This is a genomic window from Sporosarcina sp. D27 (assembly GCF_000586555.1).
GTDB lineage: Bacteria > Bacillota > Bacilli > Bacillales_A > Planococcaceae > Sporosarcina.
Genome location: NZ_AZUC01000007.1, coordinates 1 through 17,750, shown reverse-complemented (window position 1 = coordinate 17,750; position 17,750 = coordinate 1). Strand labels below are relative to the sequence as shown.

The following is a 17,750-nucleotide window of genomic DNA, read 5'->3' as shown; positions in this document are numbered from 1 at the left end:
TCCCTTGCGCTATAATTGACTAACTAGTATGATAAATCGGAGTGATGGGGAATGGCGGAAAAGACAGCTTATGCACCTAGAACAGTAGACTTCAGTACCTTTTCCGATGAACAATTAATCGGGATTATTCAAGAAGGAAACACAGATGCACTCGACTTTCTCATTACTAAATATCAATCATTTGTTAGAATGAAAGCGCGTTCTTACTTCATGATGGGCGGAGACAAAGAAGATATAATCCAAGAAGGTATGATTGGATTATATAAGGCGATTCGTGACTTCCGTGAAGATCGCCTTAGCTCGTTCAAAGGATTTGCAGAGCTGTGTATTAAACGGCAGATCATCACGGCTATAAAAACAGCTACTAGACAAAAACACATTCCTCTTAATTCATCCGTATCTTTGGACAAGCCTGTATATGACGAAGAATCGGATCGTACTTTAATGGATGTTCTGACAGGTTCAGTGAACGATGATCCTGAAGACTTAATGATTTACAAAGAGAATTTTGTTCAAATGGAAGTGGAGATGAACAAAGTCTTGAGCAGTCTTGAAAAAGAAGTGCTCGGTCTCTATCTGGATGGGCAGTCTTATCAAGAAATCTCGGAAGAACTAAATCGTCAAGTCAAATCGGTGGATAATGCACTACAGCGCATTAAACGCAAGCTTGAACGATATATGCAGGTTGATGTTGTTACGTAAAGCATCGCCAATTTTCTGACTATCCTTGCATTGACAGGGAATAGGTTAGGTGGTACTCTTTATCAAGACTATGGAAAGACTAGGTGTTCACTAGATATGTCTAAAAAAATTGTAGTAAGCTGTGAAAAATGCGGCTCCAGAAACTATTCACTTCCGGCAAGTAGTAATAAAACAACTGAACGGCTGGTTCTGAAGAAACACTGCAGTCATTGCAATGAGCATACGTTACACAGACAAACAGCGTGAGGGTCTGGCTAGACTTGAGGCCGTCATATCTACTATTCGGAGGTTTGTAAAAGAATGGGTAAGATAACAAGTTTCTTTAAAAATGTTGTCACGGAAATGCGGAAAGTCAGCTGGCCGAAACGTAAAGAACTGACTCGCTACACAATCGTGGTTATCAGTACAGTAGTCTTCATGGCCGTCTATTTTGGTCTCGTGGATCTTGGCTTGTCACGAGTAATGGAATGGTATGTTTCGTTATAATAGAGTACTTTGAATCGCATACTGAAAATATCCCGTCTAACTGAAAGAGCGGGTTTTTTCATTTGAACAAAAAAGGAGGGACGGACGAGCAGTCCTCATCGATATGGAAATGGAGAAAAATTGGTACGTCGTCCATACGTACTCAGGGTATGAAAACAAAGTGAAAGCAAATCTTGAAAAGCGCGTTGAAACAATGGGGATGCAAGATAAGATCTTCCGCGTAATTGTTCCAGAAGAAGAAGAAACAGATTTCAAAGAAGGTAAAAAGCGGACGGTAATGCGTAAAACCTTCCCTGGTTATGTTCTTGTAGAAATTATAATGACGGATGATTCGTGGTATGTTGTGCGGAACACTCCAGGCGTCACAGGATTCATCGGTTCATCAGGTGGTGGAGCAAAACCGACACCATTACTTCCTGAAGAAGTGACATTCATCTTGAAACAAATGGGTGTGAAGGATCGCAAATTGGAAGTCGATTTTGAAATTGGTGAAATGGTAGAGGTATTAGAAGGACCATTCGCTGGGTTCCAAGGTAAAGTTGAAGAAATCGAACTTGACCAAGGGAAAGTCAAAGTATCTGTAGACATGTTCGGTCGCGAAACGAATATGGAACTCGACTTTGAACAAGTTGAACGAACAAGCTAAAAAAATTAATTTGTTCCCTCTTGCAAAACCTGTGAAATAGTGATATTATTTCAAAGGTCAGACATAGAAATGTCTGAACGTCTTAACAAAATTCTACCGGCATTTGCCGGCAGGCACATATTGAGTGGGAGGGGCAACCCAAATACCACATCACGGACTTAAGGAGGTGTGTCTCGTGGCTAAAAAAGTAATCAAGCTTGTGAAATTGCAAATTCCAGCAGGAAAAGCAAATCCAGCACCGCCAGTCGGACCGGCGCTCGGTCAGGCAGGTGTCAATATCATGGGATTCTGTAAAGAATTCAATGCGCGTACATCTGACCAAGCAGGTCTTATTATTCCTGTTGAAATCACTGTATTCGAAGATCGTTCATTTACATTCATCACAAAAACTCCGCCAGCAGCGGTTTTGTTGAAGGTTGCAGCTAAAATCCAAAAGGGTTCAGGCGAACCAAACAAAAAGAAAGTTGCTGTCGTGAAACGTGATCAAGTTAAAGAAATCGCTGAACAAAAAATGCAAGATTTGAATGCTGCATCAGTTGAAGCAGCGATGGCAATGGTTGAAGGTACTGCTCGCAGTATGGGAATCACGATCGAAGACTGATCTGAAACCTAATTCTATTGTATGTTTTTATGGGGGTTGCGGTTGTTCTATAGAACACGGCAACCCTTAATCGTGGGAGGTTTATTCCGCTAAAACCACAATCGAGGAGGAAATATCTGATGGCTAAAAGAGGTAAGAAGTTCGTAGAAGCTGCAAAGCTTGTTGACCGCACAACGGCATACGACTTAACAGAAGCGATCGAACTCGCTAAAAAGACAAGCACAACAAACTTTGATGCAACAGTAGAAGTGGCTTTCCGTCTAGGAATCGACACACGTAAAAACGATCAGCAAATCCGTGGAGCAGTTGTACTGCCTAATGGAACTGGTAAAACACAACGTGTACTCGTTTTCGCTAAAGGTGAAAAGCTTAAAGAAGCTGAAGCAGCAGGCGCTGATTTTGTAGGCGATGCTGAATACATCACTAAAATCCAACAAGGATGGTTCGATTTCGATGTAATCGTAGCGACTCCTGATATGATGGGTGAAGTTGGTAAAATCGGACGTGTACTTGGACCAAAAGGTCTTATGCCGAACCCGAAAACTGGCACAGTGACATTCGACGTTACAAAAGCAGTTCAAGAAATCAAAGCAGGTAAGGTTGAATATCGTGCGGACAAAGCTGGAATCATCCACGCTCCAATCGGTAAAGTTTCTTTCGAAAACGAAAAACTTGCAGAAAACCTTGCAACTGTATTTGAAGTAATCCAGAAGGCTAAACCAGCTGCAGCAAAAGGTACTTACATGAAGTCTGTTAACTTAACAACTACAATGGGACCTGCTGTAAAGATCAACCCTTCTTCAGTAAATGTAAAATAATTAGTTGACATACGCCCTATCGTTTGGTAGGATAACGTTTGTTGCAATATACGATTTGTACCGCAGACAGCAGGAGTGGGCATCCACTTAATATTCCTGCCGAGGGACAAGACGCTCTTTTTAACAGTAAAAAGATGACGACTTTCCAACCCTCCGTCTGCTAGTCAGATCGGAGGGTTTTTTATGCATATGGTATAAATGCCCCTACACTAAACAGGAGGTGTCAAGATGAGCAAAGTATTAGAAGCGAAACAAGCAGTAGTAACTGAAATCGCAGAAAAGATGAAAGCATCTGCTTCAATGGTTGTTGTTGACTATCGTGGTCTTAACGTTGCGCAAGCAACTGAACTTCGTAAGCAACTTCGTGAAGCAGGCGTTGAATTCAAAGTCTACAAAAACTCGATGGCTCGCCGTGCGGCTGAAGCATCAGGTCTTGAAGGGCTGAACGAACATCTTACAGGACCGAACGCAATTGCGTTTTCAACTGAAGATGTAATCGCACCCGCAAAAATCATCAACAACTTCGCTAAAGACAACGAAGCTTTGGAAATCAAAGCGGGTGTCATCGAAGGTGCACTTGCTTCTGTTGAAGAAGTAAAAGCATTGGCGACTCTTCCTTCACGCGAAGGACTTCTCTCTATGCTACTCAGCGTGCTTCAAGCTCCAATGCGCAACTTCGCGTTGGCTACAAAAGCCGTTGCAGACCAAAAAGAAGAACAAGGCGCGTAATATCGCATCTTGACCCATTAGCGAGCTAACTCGCAAAACATACCCATTAGGAGGAACTATAATGACTAACGAACAAATCTTAGGCGCTATCAAAGAAATGACAGTTCTTGAACTTAACGACCTAGTAAAAGCAATCGAAGAAGAATTTGGCGTAACTGCTGCAGCTCCTGTAGCTATGGCTGGCGCAGGTGCTGGAGATGCAGCTGCTGAGCAGACTGAATTCGACGTAGTACTAGCTTCTGCTGGAGACCAAAAAATCAAAGTCATCAAAGTCGTTCGCGAAATCACTGGCCTAGGCTTGAAAGAAGCGAAAGAAGTTGTTGATAACGCACCTAAAGCTATCAAAGAAGGCGTAGAAAAAGCTGAAGCTGAAGAAATCAAAGCTAAGCTTGAAGAAGTAGGCGCTTCTGTAGAAGTTAAGTAATTAGTGAACTACGAAGAAAAACCTCGTCTTTGTCGACGGGTTTTTCTTCGTTTTTTTTATACCCGGATTTAATAAGTGAACAGTAGGGGGTATTCATATGGCTGAGCATTACTATTCGAAAAATCCCAATGTGAAAAGCGAGCCGAAGCAATGGACAACGAATTTGCGCGGAACAAGCTTTGTTTTTGTAACTGATGCAGGCGTATTTAGTAAAGGGGAAGTGGACTTTGGTTCACGTCTACTCATTGATGCATTCTGTGCTCCGGAAATTGAGGGAGATATTCTTGATGTGGGGTGTGGATACGGACCAGTAGGAATTTCTATAGCTTCATTGTTAAAAGACCGGACGATCCAGATGGTGGACGTGAACGAACGTGCATTAGCTCTATCCCGGACCAATTCCCAAAGAAATAATATTGAAAACGTTGAGATTTATGCAAGTGATGCGTTAGATGACGTTGAAACAAAAGAGTTCGCTTCAATATTAACAAATCCTCCAATTCGAGCTGGGAAAGAAACTGTTTTTAAAATTTATGATCAAGCAAGTGAACACTTAGCTATTGGTGGCGAACTATGGGTGGTCATTCAGAAAAAGCAGGGGGCTCCATCGACTATTGCGAGATTAGAGGAGTTATTCGGTAATGCAGAAATTGTGGAGAAAAGCAAGGGGTATTACATCATCAAGTCAAAAAAACATTGACGCCGTGCAAGCGTTGTGATAGCATTATAAAATGCAACAATAAATATACTGCATTCGTGTGCCTTTTTATGCGTTTGCATAAGTAATGAAAATGTTAGGTATACTGACGTTGGATAAAAGATTGGTAAATCGAAAATGAGCTCTAGCCGGAACTCGTTTTCTTTTTGTTTTTTCGATATCATACACTATTTTTTTGATTTCGGAAAGACTTTTATGAGGTGTTTGGTTAGACTTGGCGCCAATTTCGAACCGGCCCGAAATTGCCAGGGGACCAAACTAGCTCTATTAATGTCTTATGAGGGGTGAAAGAGTTGACAAATCACTTAGTTCAGTATGGTCAACACCGTCAGCGCAGAAGTTTCGCGAGAATTAGCGAAGTACTTGATCTGCCGAATCTGATTGAAATTCAGACGGAATCTTATGAGTGGTTTTTGGAAGAGGGACTGCGGGAAATGTTCCACGATATTTCTCCAATCCAAGACTTTACCGGAAATCTGTCATTGGAATTTGTCGATTATCAGCTTGGCGAGCCTAAATATCCAGTGGATGAGTCAAAGGAACGCGACGTAACATACGCTGCGCCACTTCGGGTGAAAGTCCGTTTGCACAATAAAGAAACTGATGATGTCAAAGAGCAAGATGTCTTTATGGGGGACTTCCCGTTAATGACAGAAAATGGTACTTTTATAATCAATGGTGCTGAGCGGGTTATCGTTTCTCAGCTCGTCCGATCACCTAGCGTATATTTCAACGATAAGACAGACAAAAATGGTAAACGCGGATTTGGTGCAACAGTCATTCCTAACCGTGGCGCATGGCTCGAATACGAAACGGACGCAAAAGATGTTGTTCACGTTCGAATCGATCGCACTCGCAAACTGCCAATTACAGTCCTCTTACGTGCCCTTGGTTTTTCAAGTGATCAGGAGATTATCGATTTAATCGGTGATAATGAATACCTCCGAAACTCTCTTGAAAAAGATAATACGGAAAACTCGGAGAAAGCACTTCTCGAAATTTATGAGCGTTTACGTCCGGGTGAACCACCGACTTTAGATAGCGCGAAAAACTTGCTGTTCTCTCGCTTCTTTGATGCTAAACGTTATGACTTAGCAAATGTCGGTCGGTATAAAATGAACAAAAAACTACACCTTCAAAATCGTTTGTTCAACCAAACAATTGCAGAAACTCTTGCGGACCCTGAAACAGGAGAAATTCTCATTGAAAAAGGACAACTAATTGATCGTCGTATGTTGGATAAATTACTTCCTTATTTTGAACAAGGCGTTGGAGTAGAAGATTTGAAACAGATGGGTGGCGTGCTAGAAGACGACATTCGCATTCAATCTGTGAAAATCTACGCTCCAAAAGGCGAAGAAGGTCAAATCATTAATGTCATTTCTAATGGCGTAATTGACGATTCCATTAAACATGTTACACCTTCAGATATCATCGCTTCCATCAGCTTCTTCTTCAACTTGCTACACGGAGTGGGCGCCACAGATGACATCGACCATCTAGGGAACAGACGTCTCCGTTCTGTCGGGGAACTTCTGCAAAACCAATTCCGTATCGGTTTGTCTCGTATGGAACGTGTGGTCAAGGAGCGTATGTCTATTAATGACACGCAATCGATTGTACCTCAACAACTGATTAACATTAGACCTGTTATCGCGTCTATTAAAGAGTTCTTTGGTAGCTCTCAGTTATCCCAGTTCATGGACCAAACAAACCCTCTTGCAGAGTTGACGCATAAGCGTAGACTATCTGCACTTGGACCTGGTGGTTTAACACGTGAACGTGCTGGTATGGAAGTCCGTGACGTTCACTACTCCCATTACGGGCGTATGTGTCCTATCGAGACACCTGAGGGACCGAATATCGGGCTCATTAATACCCTTTCTACATTTGCAAAAGTAAATAAGTTCGGTTTTATTGAGACTCCTTATCGAAAAGTAGATCCGGATACTGGACGCGTGACATCACGTATCGATTATCTAACAGCTGACTTGGAAGATAACTATGTAGTTGCTCAAGCCAATGCGATTCTGAACGAAGACGGTTCTTTTGCTAACGAAGAAGTGGTAGGACGTTTCCAAGGTGATAACACTGTATTCAAGCGTGATCAGATTGATTACATGGATGTATCTCCGAAGCAGGTTGTTTCTGCGGCGACAGCATGTATCCCGTTCTTGGAAAATGATGACTCCAACCGCGCGCTCATGGGAGCGAACATGCAACGACAAGCAGTACCTCTTCTGAACCCGAAAGCACCTTTCGTAGGTACAGGAATGGAGCACGTATCAGCACGTGACTCAGGAGCTGCTGTTGTATCGAAGCATGAAGGAATCGTTGAACACGTGGAAGCGAAAGAAATCCGCGTTCGTCGTATCAACACGGTAGAAGGAAAAGAAGTTAAGGGTGACCTTGACGTCTATCGTCTATCGAACTTTATCCGTTCAAACCAAGGAACTTGTTACAACCAACGCCCAATCGTGAGTGTTGGGGATCGGGTTTCTAAGAAAGATATTCTCGCAGATGGCCCGTCAATGGAAAAAGGAGAAATGGCTCTTGGTCAGAATATCCTTATTGCTTTCATGACATGGGATGGTTACAACTACGAGGATGCGATCATCATGAGCGAACGTCTTGTTAAAGATGACGTCTTCACTTCTGTCCATATCGAAGAATATGAATCAGATGCTCGTGATACGAAACTTGGACCAGAAGAAATCACACGTGATATTCCAAACATCGGTGAAGATGCACTTCGCAACTTAGACGACCGTGGAATTATCCGTATTGGTGCTGAAGTTCATGATGGAGATATCTTGGTTGGTAAAGTGACGCCTAAGGGTGTAACGGAACTAACTGCAGAAGAACGTCTACTACATGCAATCTTTGGTGAGAAAGCGCGTGAAGTTCGTGATACATCACTTCGTGTACCTCACGGAGCGGGTGGTATCGTTCTTGATGTGAAAGTGTTTAATCGTGAAGATGGCGATGAACTCGCACCTGGCGTAAACCAACTAGTTCGTGTCTACATCGTTCAGAAACGTAAAATTTCTGTTGGAGATAAGATGGCCGGACGTCACGGTAACAAAGGGGTTATCTCACGGATTCTACCTGAATCTGATATGCCATTTATGCCTGATGGAACACCGGTAGATGTCATGCTTAACCCACTGGGTGTACCATCACGTATGAACATCGGACAGGTACTCGAGATGCACCTTGGAATGGCTGGCCGTGCGCTAGGCGTTCACATGGCTTCTCCTGTATTTGATGGTGCAAACGAACAAGATGTATGGGATACGATGGAAGAAGCGGGAATGGATCGTGACGGGAAGACTGTTCTTTATGACGGTCGTTCTGGTGAAGCGTTCGACAACCGTGTATCTGTCGGAATCATGTACATGATCAAACTTGCCCACATGGTTGATGACAAACTTCACGCCCGTTCTACGGGACCATATTCATTGGTTACGCAACAGCCACTCGGCGGTAAAGCCCAGTTCGGTGGACAGCGTTTCGGAGAGATGGAAGTTTGGGCACTCGAGGCTTATGGTGCGGCTTATACACTTCAAGAGATTTTGACAGTGAAGTCGGATGACGTCGTGGGTCGAGTGAAAACGTATGAAGCGATTGTTAAAGGCGACAGCGTTCCTCAACCAGGTGTACCAGAATCCTTTAAGGTTCTAATTAAAGAACTTCAAAGTCTAGGATTGGATGTTAAAATGCTATCCGAAGACTTCGAGGAAATTGAATTACGTGACTTAGAAGAAGACGATGATATGCAGCCAACGGATGCGTTAAACCTTATGAAGGAAGACCAACCAGTCTGATTCGTAAGCGAAAGTTAATAAATGGGGGCACTGTCCCCCTTTTTTAAATGGTATAACAGGGCCAGCAAGTCAGCGACTAGACAAGAGGGAGGTAGGCTCCTTGGTAGATGTTAATAATTTTGAGTATATGAAAATAGGGCTAGCTTCTCCTGATAAGATCCGTTCTTGGTCTTATGGTGAGGTAAAGAAGCCTGAAACAATCAATTATCGTACATTGAAGCCTGAAAAAGATGGGTTGTTCTGTGAACGTATTTTCGGACCTACAAAGGACTGGGAATGTCATTGTGGTAAGTATAAGCGTGTTCGTTATAAAGGTGTCGTTTGTGACCGCTGTGGCGTAGAAGTCACGCGTCAGAAAGTTCGCCGTGAACGTATGGGTCACATTGAACTTGCAGCACCAGTAACACACATTTGGTACTTCAAAGGGATTCCTAGCCGAATGGGACTTATCCTCGACATGACACCACGTGCGCTAGAAGAAGTAATCTATTTTGCTTCTTACGTAGTTGTCGATCCAGCGGATACGCCACTTGAGCGTAAACAACTACTCTCTGAAAAAGAGTATCGGTTGTATCGTGAAAAGTACGGCTCTAAGTTCCAAGCGCTTATGGGTGCTGAAGCTATTGAACAACTTTTATCTGCAATAGATTTAGACAAAGAAACAGAGAGCTTGAAGGAAGAGCTTAAGACAGTTCAAGGACAGCGTCGCACACGTGCGATCCGTCGTTTGGAAGTTGTGGAATCATTCCGTAACTCTGGAAATCATCCTGAATGGATGGTTCTTGAAGTACTTCCTGTTGTTCCGCCTGAGCTACGTCCGATGGTTCAATTAGATGGTGGTCGTTTCGCGACTTCCGATCTGAATGATCTATATCGCCGAGTGATTAACCGGAACAACCGTTTGAAGCGTCTATTGGATCTTGGTGCGCCAGGAATCATCGTTCAAAACGAGAAACGTATGCTTCAAGAAGCTGTCGATGCTCTCGTGGATAACGGTCGTCGTGGACGTCCTGTAACTGGACCGGGTAACCGTCCATTGAAATCTCTTTCTCACATGTTGAAAGGTAAGCAAGGACGTTTCCGTCAAAACTTACTTGGTAAACGTGTTGACTACTCAGGTCGTTCAGTTATCGTCGTAGGACCTAACTTGAAAATGTATCAGTGTGGACTTCCGAAAGAAATGGCGATTGAGTTGTTTAAACCATTCGTTATGAAAGAACTCGTTGAACGCGGTCTTGCGCACAACATTAAGAGCGCAAAACGTAAAATCGAGCGGTTGCATTCAGAAGTATGGGATGTCCTGGAAGAGGTAATTAAGGAGCACCCAGTTCTCTTGAACCGAGCACCTACTCTTCACCGTCTTGGAATCCAAGCGTTTGAACCGATGCTTGTAGAAGGTCGCGCTATTCAGCTTCACCCACTCGTATGTACAGCGTATAACGCCGACTTCGATGGTGACCAAATGGCTGTACACGTACCTCTATCAGCAGAAGCGCAAGCAGAAGCGCGTCTTCTTATGTTGGCTGCGCAAAACATCTTGAACCCTAAGGACGGTAAGCCAGTTGTAACACCTTCACAGGATATGGTACTTGGTAACTATTACTTAACTCTTGAGCGAAGTGGTGTTGTTGGAGAAGGTAAAACGTTTAGTAATGTGAACGAAGCACTTATCGCATATCAAAATGGACATGTGCACTTGCACTCTCGAATTGCGATTGCGGCTAGCTCTCTCAAAAACCCAACGTTTACAGAGGAACAGAATAGTCAATTGCTAATTACGACAGTAGGTAAAGTAATCTTTAACGAGATTCTTCCTGAATCTTTCCCGTATATCAATGAACCAACTACACATAATCTGCAAGTCGAAACACCTGCGAAATATTTTGTTCCAGGTACGACAGATATTCAAAAACACGTTCAAGCCGCAGAGATTGTTTCACCATTTAAGAAGAAAATCCTCGGGAATATTATTGCTGAGATCTTCCGTAGATTCCACATTACTGAAACTTCTAAAATGCTTGACCGTATGAAGAATCTTGGATTCAAATATTCTACGCGCGCCGGAATTACAATTGGTATCGCTGATATCGTGGTACTTCCAGACAAGCACGAAATTTTGCAAGACGCTCAAGCGAAAGTAGATAAAGTGACACAACAATTCCGTCGAGGTCTGATTACAGACGAAGAACGATATGATCGTGTCATTTCCTACTGGAGTCATGCGAAAGACGTTATCCAAGGCAAGCTGATGGACTCTCTAGAAGACACAAACCCGATCTTCATGATGAGTGACTCCGGAGCTCGTGGTAACGCATCAAACTTTACACAACTCGCAGGTATGCGCGGACTGATGGCCAACCCGGCAGGACGTATCATTGAATTGCCGATCAAGTCATCGTTCCGTGAAGGACTCACTGTTCTCGAGTACTTCATCTCAACACACGGTGCTCGTAAAGGACTTGCTGATACAGCCCTTAAAACGGCTGACTCAGGATATCTTACACGTCGTCTTGTTGATGTGGCACAAGATGTCATTGTTCGTGAAGACGACTGTGGAACGGATCGTGGTCTTGAAATTTCAGCACTTACTGAAGGCGTTGAAATGATCGAACCGCTTGAAGAGCGTATTGAAGGTCGTCACGCTAAGAAGAAAGTACTTCATCCTGAAACAGGGGAAGTCTTGGTGGAAAAAGATCAGCTTATTACAGCGGATATCTCTCAGGCAATCATCGGTGCAGGCATTACATCAATGTCGATCCGTTCGGCGTTCACATGTAATACTAAACATGGTGTGTGTAAGAAATGTTACGGCATTAACTTGGCAACTGGAGAAGAGGTTGAAGTTGGAGAAGCAGTTGGAATTATTGCAGCTCAGTCAATCGGTGAACCAGGTACACAGCTTACAATGCGTACGTTCCACACAGGTGGTGTAGCAGGAGACGATATTACACAAGGTCTTCCGCGTATCCAGGAGATCTTCGAATCACGTAATCCTAAAGGGCAAGCTGTTATTTCACAAATCAAAGGTACTGTTACAGATATCGATGAGATTCGTGAAGGACAGAAAGAAATCACAATTAAAGGTGACGTGGAAACACGTAAATACCTCGCTCCATACAATGGTCGTTTGAAAGTTGATGTTGGAGATGAGATCGAACGCGGTCAAGCATTGACTGAAGGTTCGATTGATCCTAAAGAATTGATCGTTGTTAAAGACGTTTCAACTGTTCAGGAATACCTTCTTAAAGAAGTACAGAAAGTATACCGGATGCAGGGTGTTGAAATCGGGGATAAGCACGTTGAAGTCATGGTTCGTCAAATGATGCGCAAAGTTCGCGTCATTGAAGCTGGTGACACAGATCTGCTACCAGGCTCACTACTCGACATCCATCAGTTTGCGGATGCCAATGGAAAAGTTCTTAAAGCTAACAAGCTTCCAGCGACAGCACGTCCTGTAATCCTTGGTATTACAAAGGCGTCACTAGAAACAGAATCATTCCTTTCTGCTGCATCGTTCCAAGAAACAACACGCGTATTGACGGATGCTGCTATCAAAGGCAAAACTGATGATCTTCTCGGCTTGAAAGAGAATGTTATCATCGGTAAGCTCATTCCAGCAGGAACTGGTATGCAACGTTATCGTGGGATTGAAATGGATCGTGACGAGGAAGTAGAAGAAGACGCAGTCCCAGCAGAGTAATGAAATTGAAAATGGGAGGGGATAACTCCTCCCGTTTTTCTTTTTATTGTTGACACGAACTCTTACAAATGGTACTATACAAAAGGTTGATAGTTGAATGTCTGTACTTTGGAGGATGTCATCATGTCTTATGATAAAGTCACTCAGGCAAAGAAGCTGATCATCGGTACAAAGCAAGCGGTGAAAACGATTCGTCTGAATAAGGCGCATGAAGTCTTCATTGCACAAGATGCAGAAGAGCGGGTAACCACCCCTGTAATTGAAGAAGCAGCTCGTCAAGGAGTTCCATTATCATATGTTGATTCTCGGGATGAACTTGGAAAAGCATGCGGCATTCAAGTAGCTGCATCAGTGGTCGTCATCACTGATTAACGGTTTTTGCGCAAAAAATGTGCAAAGCCTTTGTTTTTACCCAAAAAATGAACCACCTGGATGTGTGGTCTTAAAAAGAAGTTGGAAGGAGGAAAAACCGATGCCTACAATTAACCAATTGGTCCGCAAACCTCGCCAGTCGAATACTAGCGGTTCAAAAGCTCCGGCACTTGGAAAAACGTATAACAGTTTCAAAAAGTCAATGACGAATGTCAACTCGCCACAAAAACGAGGTGTCTGCACACGTGTGGGCACAATGACTCCGAAGAAGCCAAACTCGGCTCTTCGTAAATATGCTCGTGTACGTTTGACAAACACATTGGAAGTTAACGCTTATATCCCTGGTGAAGGTCACAACCTTCAAGAGCACAGTGTTGTTCTAATCCGTGGAGGTAAAGTAAAAGACTTACCGGGTGTACGTTACCACATCGTACGTGGAGCACTTGATACTGCTGGTGTAACTGGCCGTATGCAAAGTCGTTCACACTACGGTGCGAAAAAGCCAAAAGAGAAAAAATAATAAATTAGCAACTATTTTGAAAGGAGGAACACCCCATGCCTCGTAAAGGTCCAGTTGCAAAACGTGACGTTTTGCCAGATCCAATTTATAATTCGAAGCTTGTCAGCCGCCTCATCAACAAAATGATGGTAGACGGTAAGAAAGGTACTTCTCAGAAAATTTTATACGGTGCGTTCGAACTTGTTAAAGAACGTTCTGGAAATGATCCGATTGAAGTATTTGAAGCAGCACTTAACAACGTAATGCCAGTTCTTGAAGTTCGTGCACGCCGTGTAGGTGGAGCTAACTATCAAGTACCAGTAGAAGTTCGTCCAGAGCGACGTACGACTCTTGGTCTCCGTTACCTTGTGAACTATTCACGTACTCGTGGTGAAAAGACAATGGAAGAACGTCTTGCGAACGAAATTCTTGACGCATCAAACAACACAGGCGCATCTGTTAAGCGTCGTGAAGAAATGCACAAGATGGCAGAAGCGAACAAAGCATTCGCTCACTACCGCTGGTAAGATCCATTCGTTCATTAATTCGTTATTCCTATATGGAAGGAGCAATACAAAATGGGTAGAGAGTTCTCCTTAGAGAATACTCGTAACATTGGTATCATGGCTCACATCGATGCTGGTAAAACAACAACGACTGAGCGGATCCTTTATTACACAGGTCGTATCCACAAAATCGGAGAAACGCACGAAGGTGCATCTCAGATGGACTGGATGGAGCAGGAGCAAGAGCGTGGAATCACGATCACTTCAGCTGCGACAACTGCAAGTTGGAAAGGCCACCGTGTAAACATCATCGATACTCCAGGACACGTAGACTTCACTGTTGAAGTTGAACGTTCACTTCGTGTACTTGATGGTGCTGTAACGGTTCTTGATGCACAATCTGGTGTTGAACCACAGACAGAAACAGTTTGGCGTCAAGCGACAACATACGGCGTTCCACGTATCGTATTTGTCAACAAGATGGACAAAACTGGAGCTGACTTCCTTTACTCGGTTGGCACACTCCACGACCGTCTTCAAGCGAATGCTCACCCAATCCAATTACCAATTGGTGCGGAAGATGACTTCGAAGCAATCATCGACCTAGTCGAAATGAAAGCTAACTTCTATCCAGATGATACTGGTATGAACGTTGAAGTCGGAGAAATTCCTGAAGAATACCGCGCGGATGCAGAAAAAGCTCGCGAGCGTTTGGTTGAAGCTATCGTAGATTTCGATGAAGTTCTCATGGAAAAATACCTTGGCGGAGAAGAACTCTCAGTCGAAGAACTTAAAAATGCAATCCGTAAAGCAACATTGGCTGTAGAATTCTACCCAGTTGTTTGTGGTACTGCTTTCAAAAACAAAGGAGTTCAACTTGTACTAGATGCTGTCATCGACTACTTGCCAGCTCCAACTGATCTTCCACCAATGATGGGGATCAACCCTGAAACTGAACAAGAAGAAGAACGTAAAGCTAGCGATGAAGCACCATTCTCTGCACTTGCGTTCAAAGTTATGACTGACCCTTACGTCGGTAAACTTACATTCTTCCGTGTTTACTCAGGTGTCTTGCAGTCGGGTTCATATATCAAGAACTCTTCAAAAGACAAGCGTGAGCGCGTAGGTCGTATCCTACAAATGCATGCTAACCACCGTGAAGAAATTTCCGAAGTTCACGCAGGAGAAATTGCTGCTGCTGTTGGACTTAAAGATACAGGAACTGGCGATACACTTTGTGACGACAAAGCATTGATCATTCTTGAATCTATGGAATTCCCTGAGCCAGTTATCTCTGTTGCGATCGAGCCGAAAACAAAGGCAGACCAAGACAAAATGGGACAAGCTCTAGGTAAACTTCAAGAAGAAGATCCAACGTTCCGTGCACACACTGACCAGGAAACTGGTGAAGTCATTATCGCGGGTATGGGTGAGCTCCACTTGGATATCATCGTTGACCGTTTGAAGCGTGAATTCAAAGTGGAAGCAAACGTTGGTGCTCCTCAAGTATCTTATCGTGAAACGTTCCGCAAAGGTGCTGAAGTCGAAGGTAAATTCGTACGTCAGTCTGGTGGACGTGGACAATTCGGACACGTTTGGATCGAATTCGAACCAAACGAAGAGGGCGCAGGATTTGAATTCAAGAACAACATCGTTGGTGGTGTAGTTCCTCGTGAATACATTCCAGCAATCGAAGCAGGTGTGCGTGACTCCCTTAATAACGGTGTTCTTGCAGGTTATCCTTTGATCGACATTAAGGCTCGTCTATTCGACGGTTCTTACCATGATGTCGACTCAAACGAAATGGCCTTCAAAATCGCAGCATCTATGGCTTTGAAAAATGCAGTATCTAAATGTGATCCAGTACTACTCGAGCCAACAATGAAAGTTGAAGTCATCATCCCAGACGAATACATGGGAGATATTATGGGTGACATCACTTCTCGTCGTGGACGCGTAGAAGGAATGGACGCACGCGGTAATGCACAAGTCGTTCGTGCAATGGTTCCTTTGGCAGAAATGTTCGGTTATGCGACATCTCTACGTTCGAACACGCAAGGACGCGGCGTATTCTCAATGACTTTCGACCACTACGAAGAAGTGCCGAAGTCAATTGCTGAAGAAGTCATTAAGAAAAATAAAGGCCAATAATTGAAATTTGGCTTTAAATCAAGTATAACTACCTTGTAAGCTATGGAAACGGAGGTCGCGCGGCCTTCGCTCCATATCTATAAAACTAAAATCATACTCAATTTAGAGGAGGAACTCCAAAATGGCTAAAGAAAAATTCGATCGGTCCAAAACACACGCTAACGTTGGTACAATTGGTCACGTTGACCACGGTAAAACAACTTTGACTGCTGCAATCGCAACAGTACTTGCAAAGCGCGGTGGCGGTGAAGCACGTTCATACGCTGACGTTGATAACGCACCAGAAGAAAAAGAACGTGGTATCACAATCAATACTTCACACGTTGAATACGAAACAGCAACTCGTCACTACGCACACGTAGACTGCCCAGGTCACGCCGACTATGTTAAAAACATGATCACTGGCGCTGCTCAAATGGACGGCGGAATCCTAGTTGTATCTGCAGCTGACGGCCCAATGCCACAAACTCGTGAGCACATCCTTCTTTCACGTCAAGTAGGTGTACCTTACTTGGTAGTCTTCATGAACAAATGTGACATGGTAGACGACGAAGAACTTCTTGAGCTTGTTGAAATGGAAATTCGTGATCTTCTTTCTGAATACGACTTCCCTGGCGATGACATTCCTGTTATCAAAGGTTCAGCACTTAAAGCACTTGAAGGCGAAGAAGCATGGGAAGAAAAAATCGTTGAGCTTATGGACGCTGTTGATAGCTATATCCCAACTCCAGAGCGCGACACTGAAAAGCCATTCATGATGCCTGTTGAGGACGTATTCTCAATCACAGGACGTGGTACAGTTGCTACTGGCCGTGTTGAGCGTGGACAAGTTAAAGTCGGCGACACTGTTGACATCATCGGTTTGACTGAAGAGCCTAAATCTACAACTGTAACAGGTGTAGAAATGTTCCGTAAACTTCTTGACTATGCTGAAGCTGGCGACAACATCGGAGCATTGCTTCGTGGTGTAGCACGTGAAGACATCGAGCGTGGACAAGTACTTGCTAAGCCAGGTTCTATCACGCCACACACAAACTTCAAGTCTGAAGTTTATGTTCTATCAAAAGAAGAAGGTGGACGTCACACTCCATTCTTCTCAAACTACCGCCCACAGTTCTACTTCCGTACAACTGACGTAACTGGAATCATCTCACTTCCAGAAGGCGTAGAAATGGTTATGCCTGGCGATAACGTTGAAATGACAATCGAACTGATCTCTCCAATCGCGATTGAAGAAGGTACTAAATTCTCAATCCGTGAAGGTGGACGTACAGTTGGAGCTGGCGTTGTAGCAACAATCGAAAAGTAAAACCTTTAAACCCGCCCTTGTGGCGGGTTTTTTAATTCTCCTCACTCAATAGGAGGCACATAAGATTTTTTTCGCTAAGAATAATTTCTGAGACAAGCTAAATCGTGGAACGTGCTCATAAAGGTATAAGGATGCTCATAAACCAGAGAAAGAGCTCATAAAGCTCGGAGAATGCTCATAAACCGGAGGAAGTGCTCATAAAGCTCGGAGAATGCTCATAAACCAGAGAAAGTGCTCATAAAGCTCGGAGAATGCTCATAAA

The 17,750-nt window shown here is 43.6% G+C and carries 16 protein-coding genes and 1 other annotated feature; all 16 genes read left to right on the top strand.

The window, feature by feature from the left end:
* The first annotated feature begins 51 nt into the window (after positions 1-51).
* The 16 genes from sigH to tuf all read left to right on the top strand — a co-directional run bounded on the left by sigH (position 52) and on the right by tuf (position 17,488).
* Complete coding sequence (gene sigH, locus N693_RS0100450) at positions 52-702, top strand: RNA polymerase sporulation sigma factor SigH (RefSeq protein WP_025782832.1); 651 nt, start codon at positions 52-54, stop codon at positions 700-702.
* 96 nt (positions 703-798) lie between these two features.
* Positions 799-948, top strand: a complete 150-nt coding sequence (gene rpmG / locus N693_RS19810) for a 50S ribosomal protein L33 (RefSeq protein WP_081759986.1) — start codon at positions 799-801, stop codon at positions 946-948.
* A 54-nt stretch (positions 949-1,002) separates the two neighbouring features.
* Positions 1,003-1,188, top strand: a complete 186-nt coding sequence (gene secE, locus N693_RS0100445; protein WP_025782831.1) for a preprotein translocase subunit SecE — start codon at positions 1,003-1,005, stop codon at positions 1,186-1,188.
* Positions 1,189-1,297: 109 nt separating this feature from the next.
* Positions 1,298-1,834, top strand: coding sequence for a transcription termination/antitermination protein NusG (gene nusG, locus N693_RS0100440; protein ID WP_025782830.1), 537 nt, complete (start codon positions 1,298-1,300; stop codon positions 1,832-1,834).
* A gap of 175 nt (positions 1,835-2,009) precedes the next feature.
* Entirely contained in the window at positions 2,010-2,435 is a 426-nt protein-coding gene (gene rplK / locus N693_RS0100435; protein ID WP_025782829.1) for a 50S ribosomal protein L11, read from the top strand.
* Positions 2,436-2,554: 119 nt separating this feature from the next.
* Positions 2,555-3,253: a 50S ribosomal protein L1 gene (gene rplA, locus N693_RS0100430; RefSeq protein WP_025782828.1), complete on the top strand. Its 699-nt coding sequence runs from the start codon at positions 2,555-2,557 to the stop codon at positions 3,251-3,253.
* Positions 3,254-3,295: 42 nt separating this feature from the next.
* Positions 3,296-3,446 (top strand) — a sequence feature (ribosomal protein L10 leader region).
* Positions 3,447-3,481: 35 nt separating this feature from the next.
* Positions 3,482-3,982, top strand: coding sequence for a 50S ribosomal protein L10 (gene rplJ / locus N693_RS0100425; RefSeq protein WP_025782827.1), 501 nt, complete (start codon positions 3,482-3,484; stop codon positions 3,980-3,982).
* A 61-nt stretch (positions 3,983-4,043) separates the two neighbouring features.
* Positions 4,044-4,406 (top strand): 50S ribosomal protein L7/L12, encoded by a 363-nt coding sequence (rplL, locus tag N693_RS0100420; RefSeq protein ID WP_025782826.1) that lies wholly within the window; start codon positions 4,044-4,046, stop codon positions 4,404-4,406.
* A gap of 97 nt (positions 4,407-4,503) precedes the next feature.
* Complete coding sequence (locus N693_RS0100415) at positions 4,504-5,106, top strand: class I SAM-dependent methyltransferase (RefSeq protein ID WP_025782825.1); 603 nt, start codon at positions 4,504-4,506, stop codon at positions 5,104-5,106.
* Between the two features lie 302 nt (positions 5,107-5,408).
* The gene (gene rpoB / locus N693_RS0100410) at positions 5,409-8,951 is read left to right on the top strand and encodes a DNA-directed RNA polymerase subunit beta (protein WP_172643559.1); all 3,543 of its coding nucleotides are present in this window, start codon (positions 5,409-5,411) and stop codon (positions 8,949-8,951) included.
* A 100-nt stretch (positions 8,952-9,051) separates the two neighbouring features.
* Positions 9,052-12,651 carry a DNA-directed RNA polymerase subunit beta' gene (gene rpoC, locus N693_RS0100405; protein ID WP_025782823.1) on the top strand — a complete coding sequence of 1,200 codons (3,600 nt, stop codon included), beginning with the start codon at positions 9,052-9,054 and terminating at the stop codon, positions 12,649-12,651.
* Between the two features lie 123 nt (positions 12,652-12,774).
* On the top strand, positions 12,775-13,023 hold the full coding sequence (locus tag N693_RS0100400) for a ribosomal L7Ae/L30e/S12e/Gadd45 family protein (RefSeq protein ID WP_025782822.1): 249 nt from the start codon (positions 12,775-12,777) through the stop codon (positions 13,021-13,023).
* A 100-nt stretch (positions 13,024-13,123) separates the two neighbouring features.
* Complete coding sequence (gene rpsL / locus N693_RS0100395; protein ID WP_025782821.1) at positions 13,124-13,543, top strand: 30S ribosomal protein S12; 420 nt, start codon at positions 13,124-13,126, stop codon at positions 13,541-13,543.
* Positions 13,544-13,578: 35 nt separating this feature from the next.
* The gene (gene rpsG, locus N693_RS0100390) at positions 13,579-14,049 is read left to right on the top strand and encodes a 30S ribosomal protein S7 (protein WP_025782820.1); all 471 of its coding nucleotides are present in this window, start codon (positions 13,579-13,581) and stop codon (positions 14,047-14,049) included.
* Positions 14,050-14,100: 51 nt separating this feature from the next.
* Positions 14,101-16,179 (top strand): elongation factor G, encoded by a 2,079-nt coding sequence (gene fusA, locus N693_RS0100385; RefSeq protein WP_025782819.1) that lies wholly within the window; start codon positions 14,101-14,103, stop codon positions 16,177-16,179.
* A 121-nt stretch (positions 16,180-16,300) separates the two neighbouring features.
* Positions 16,301-17,488 carry an elongation factor Tu gene (gene tuf, locus N693_RS0100380; protein ID WP_025782818.1) on the top strand — a complete coding sequence of 396 codons (1,188 nt, stop codon included), beginning with the start codon at positions 16,301-16,303 and terminating at the stop codon, positions 17,486-17,488.
* The last annotated feature ends 262 nt before the right edge of the window (positions 17,489-17,750 follow it).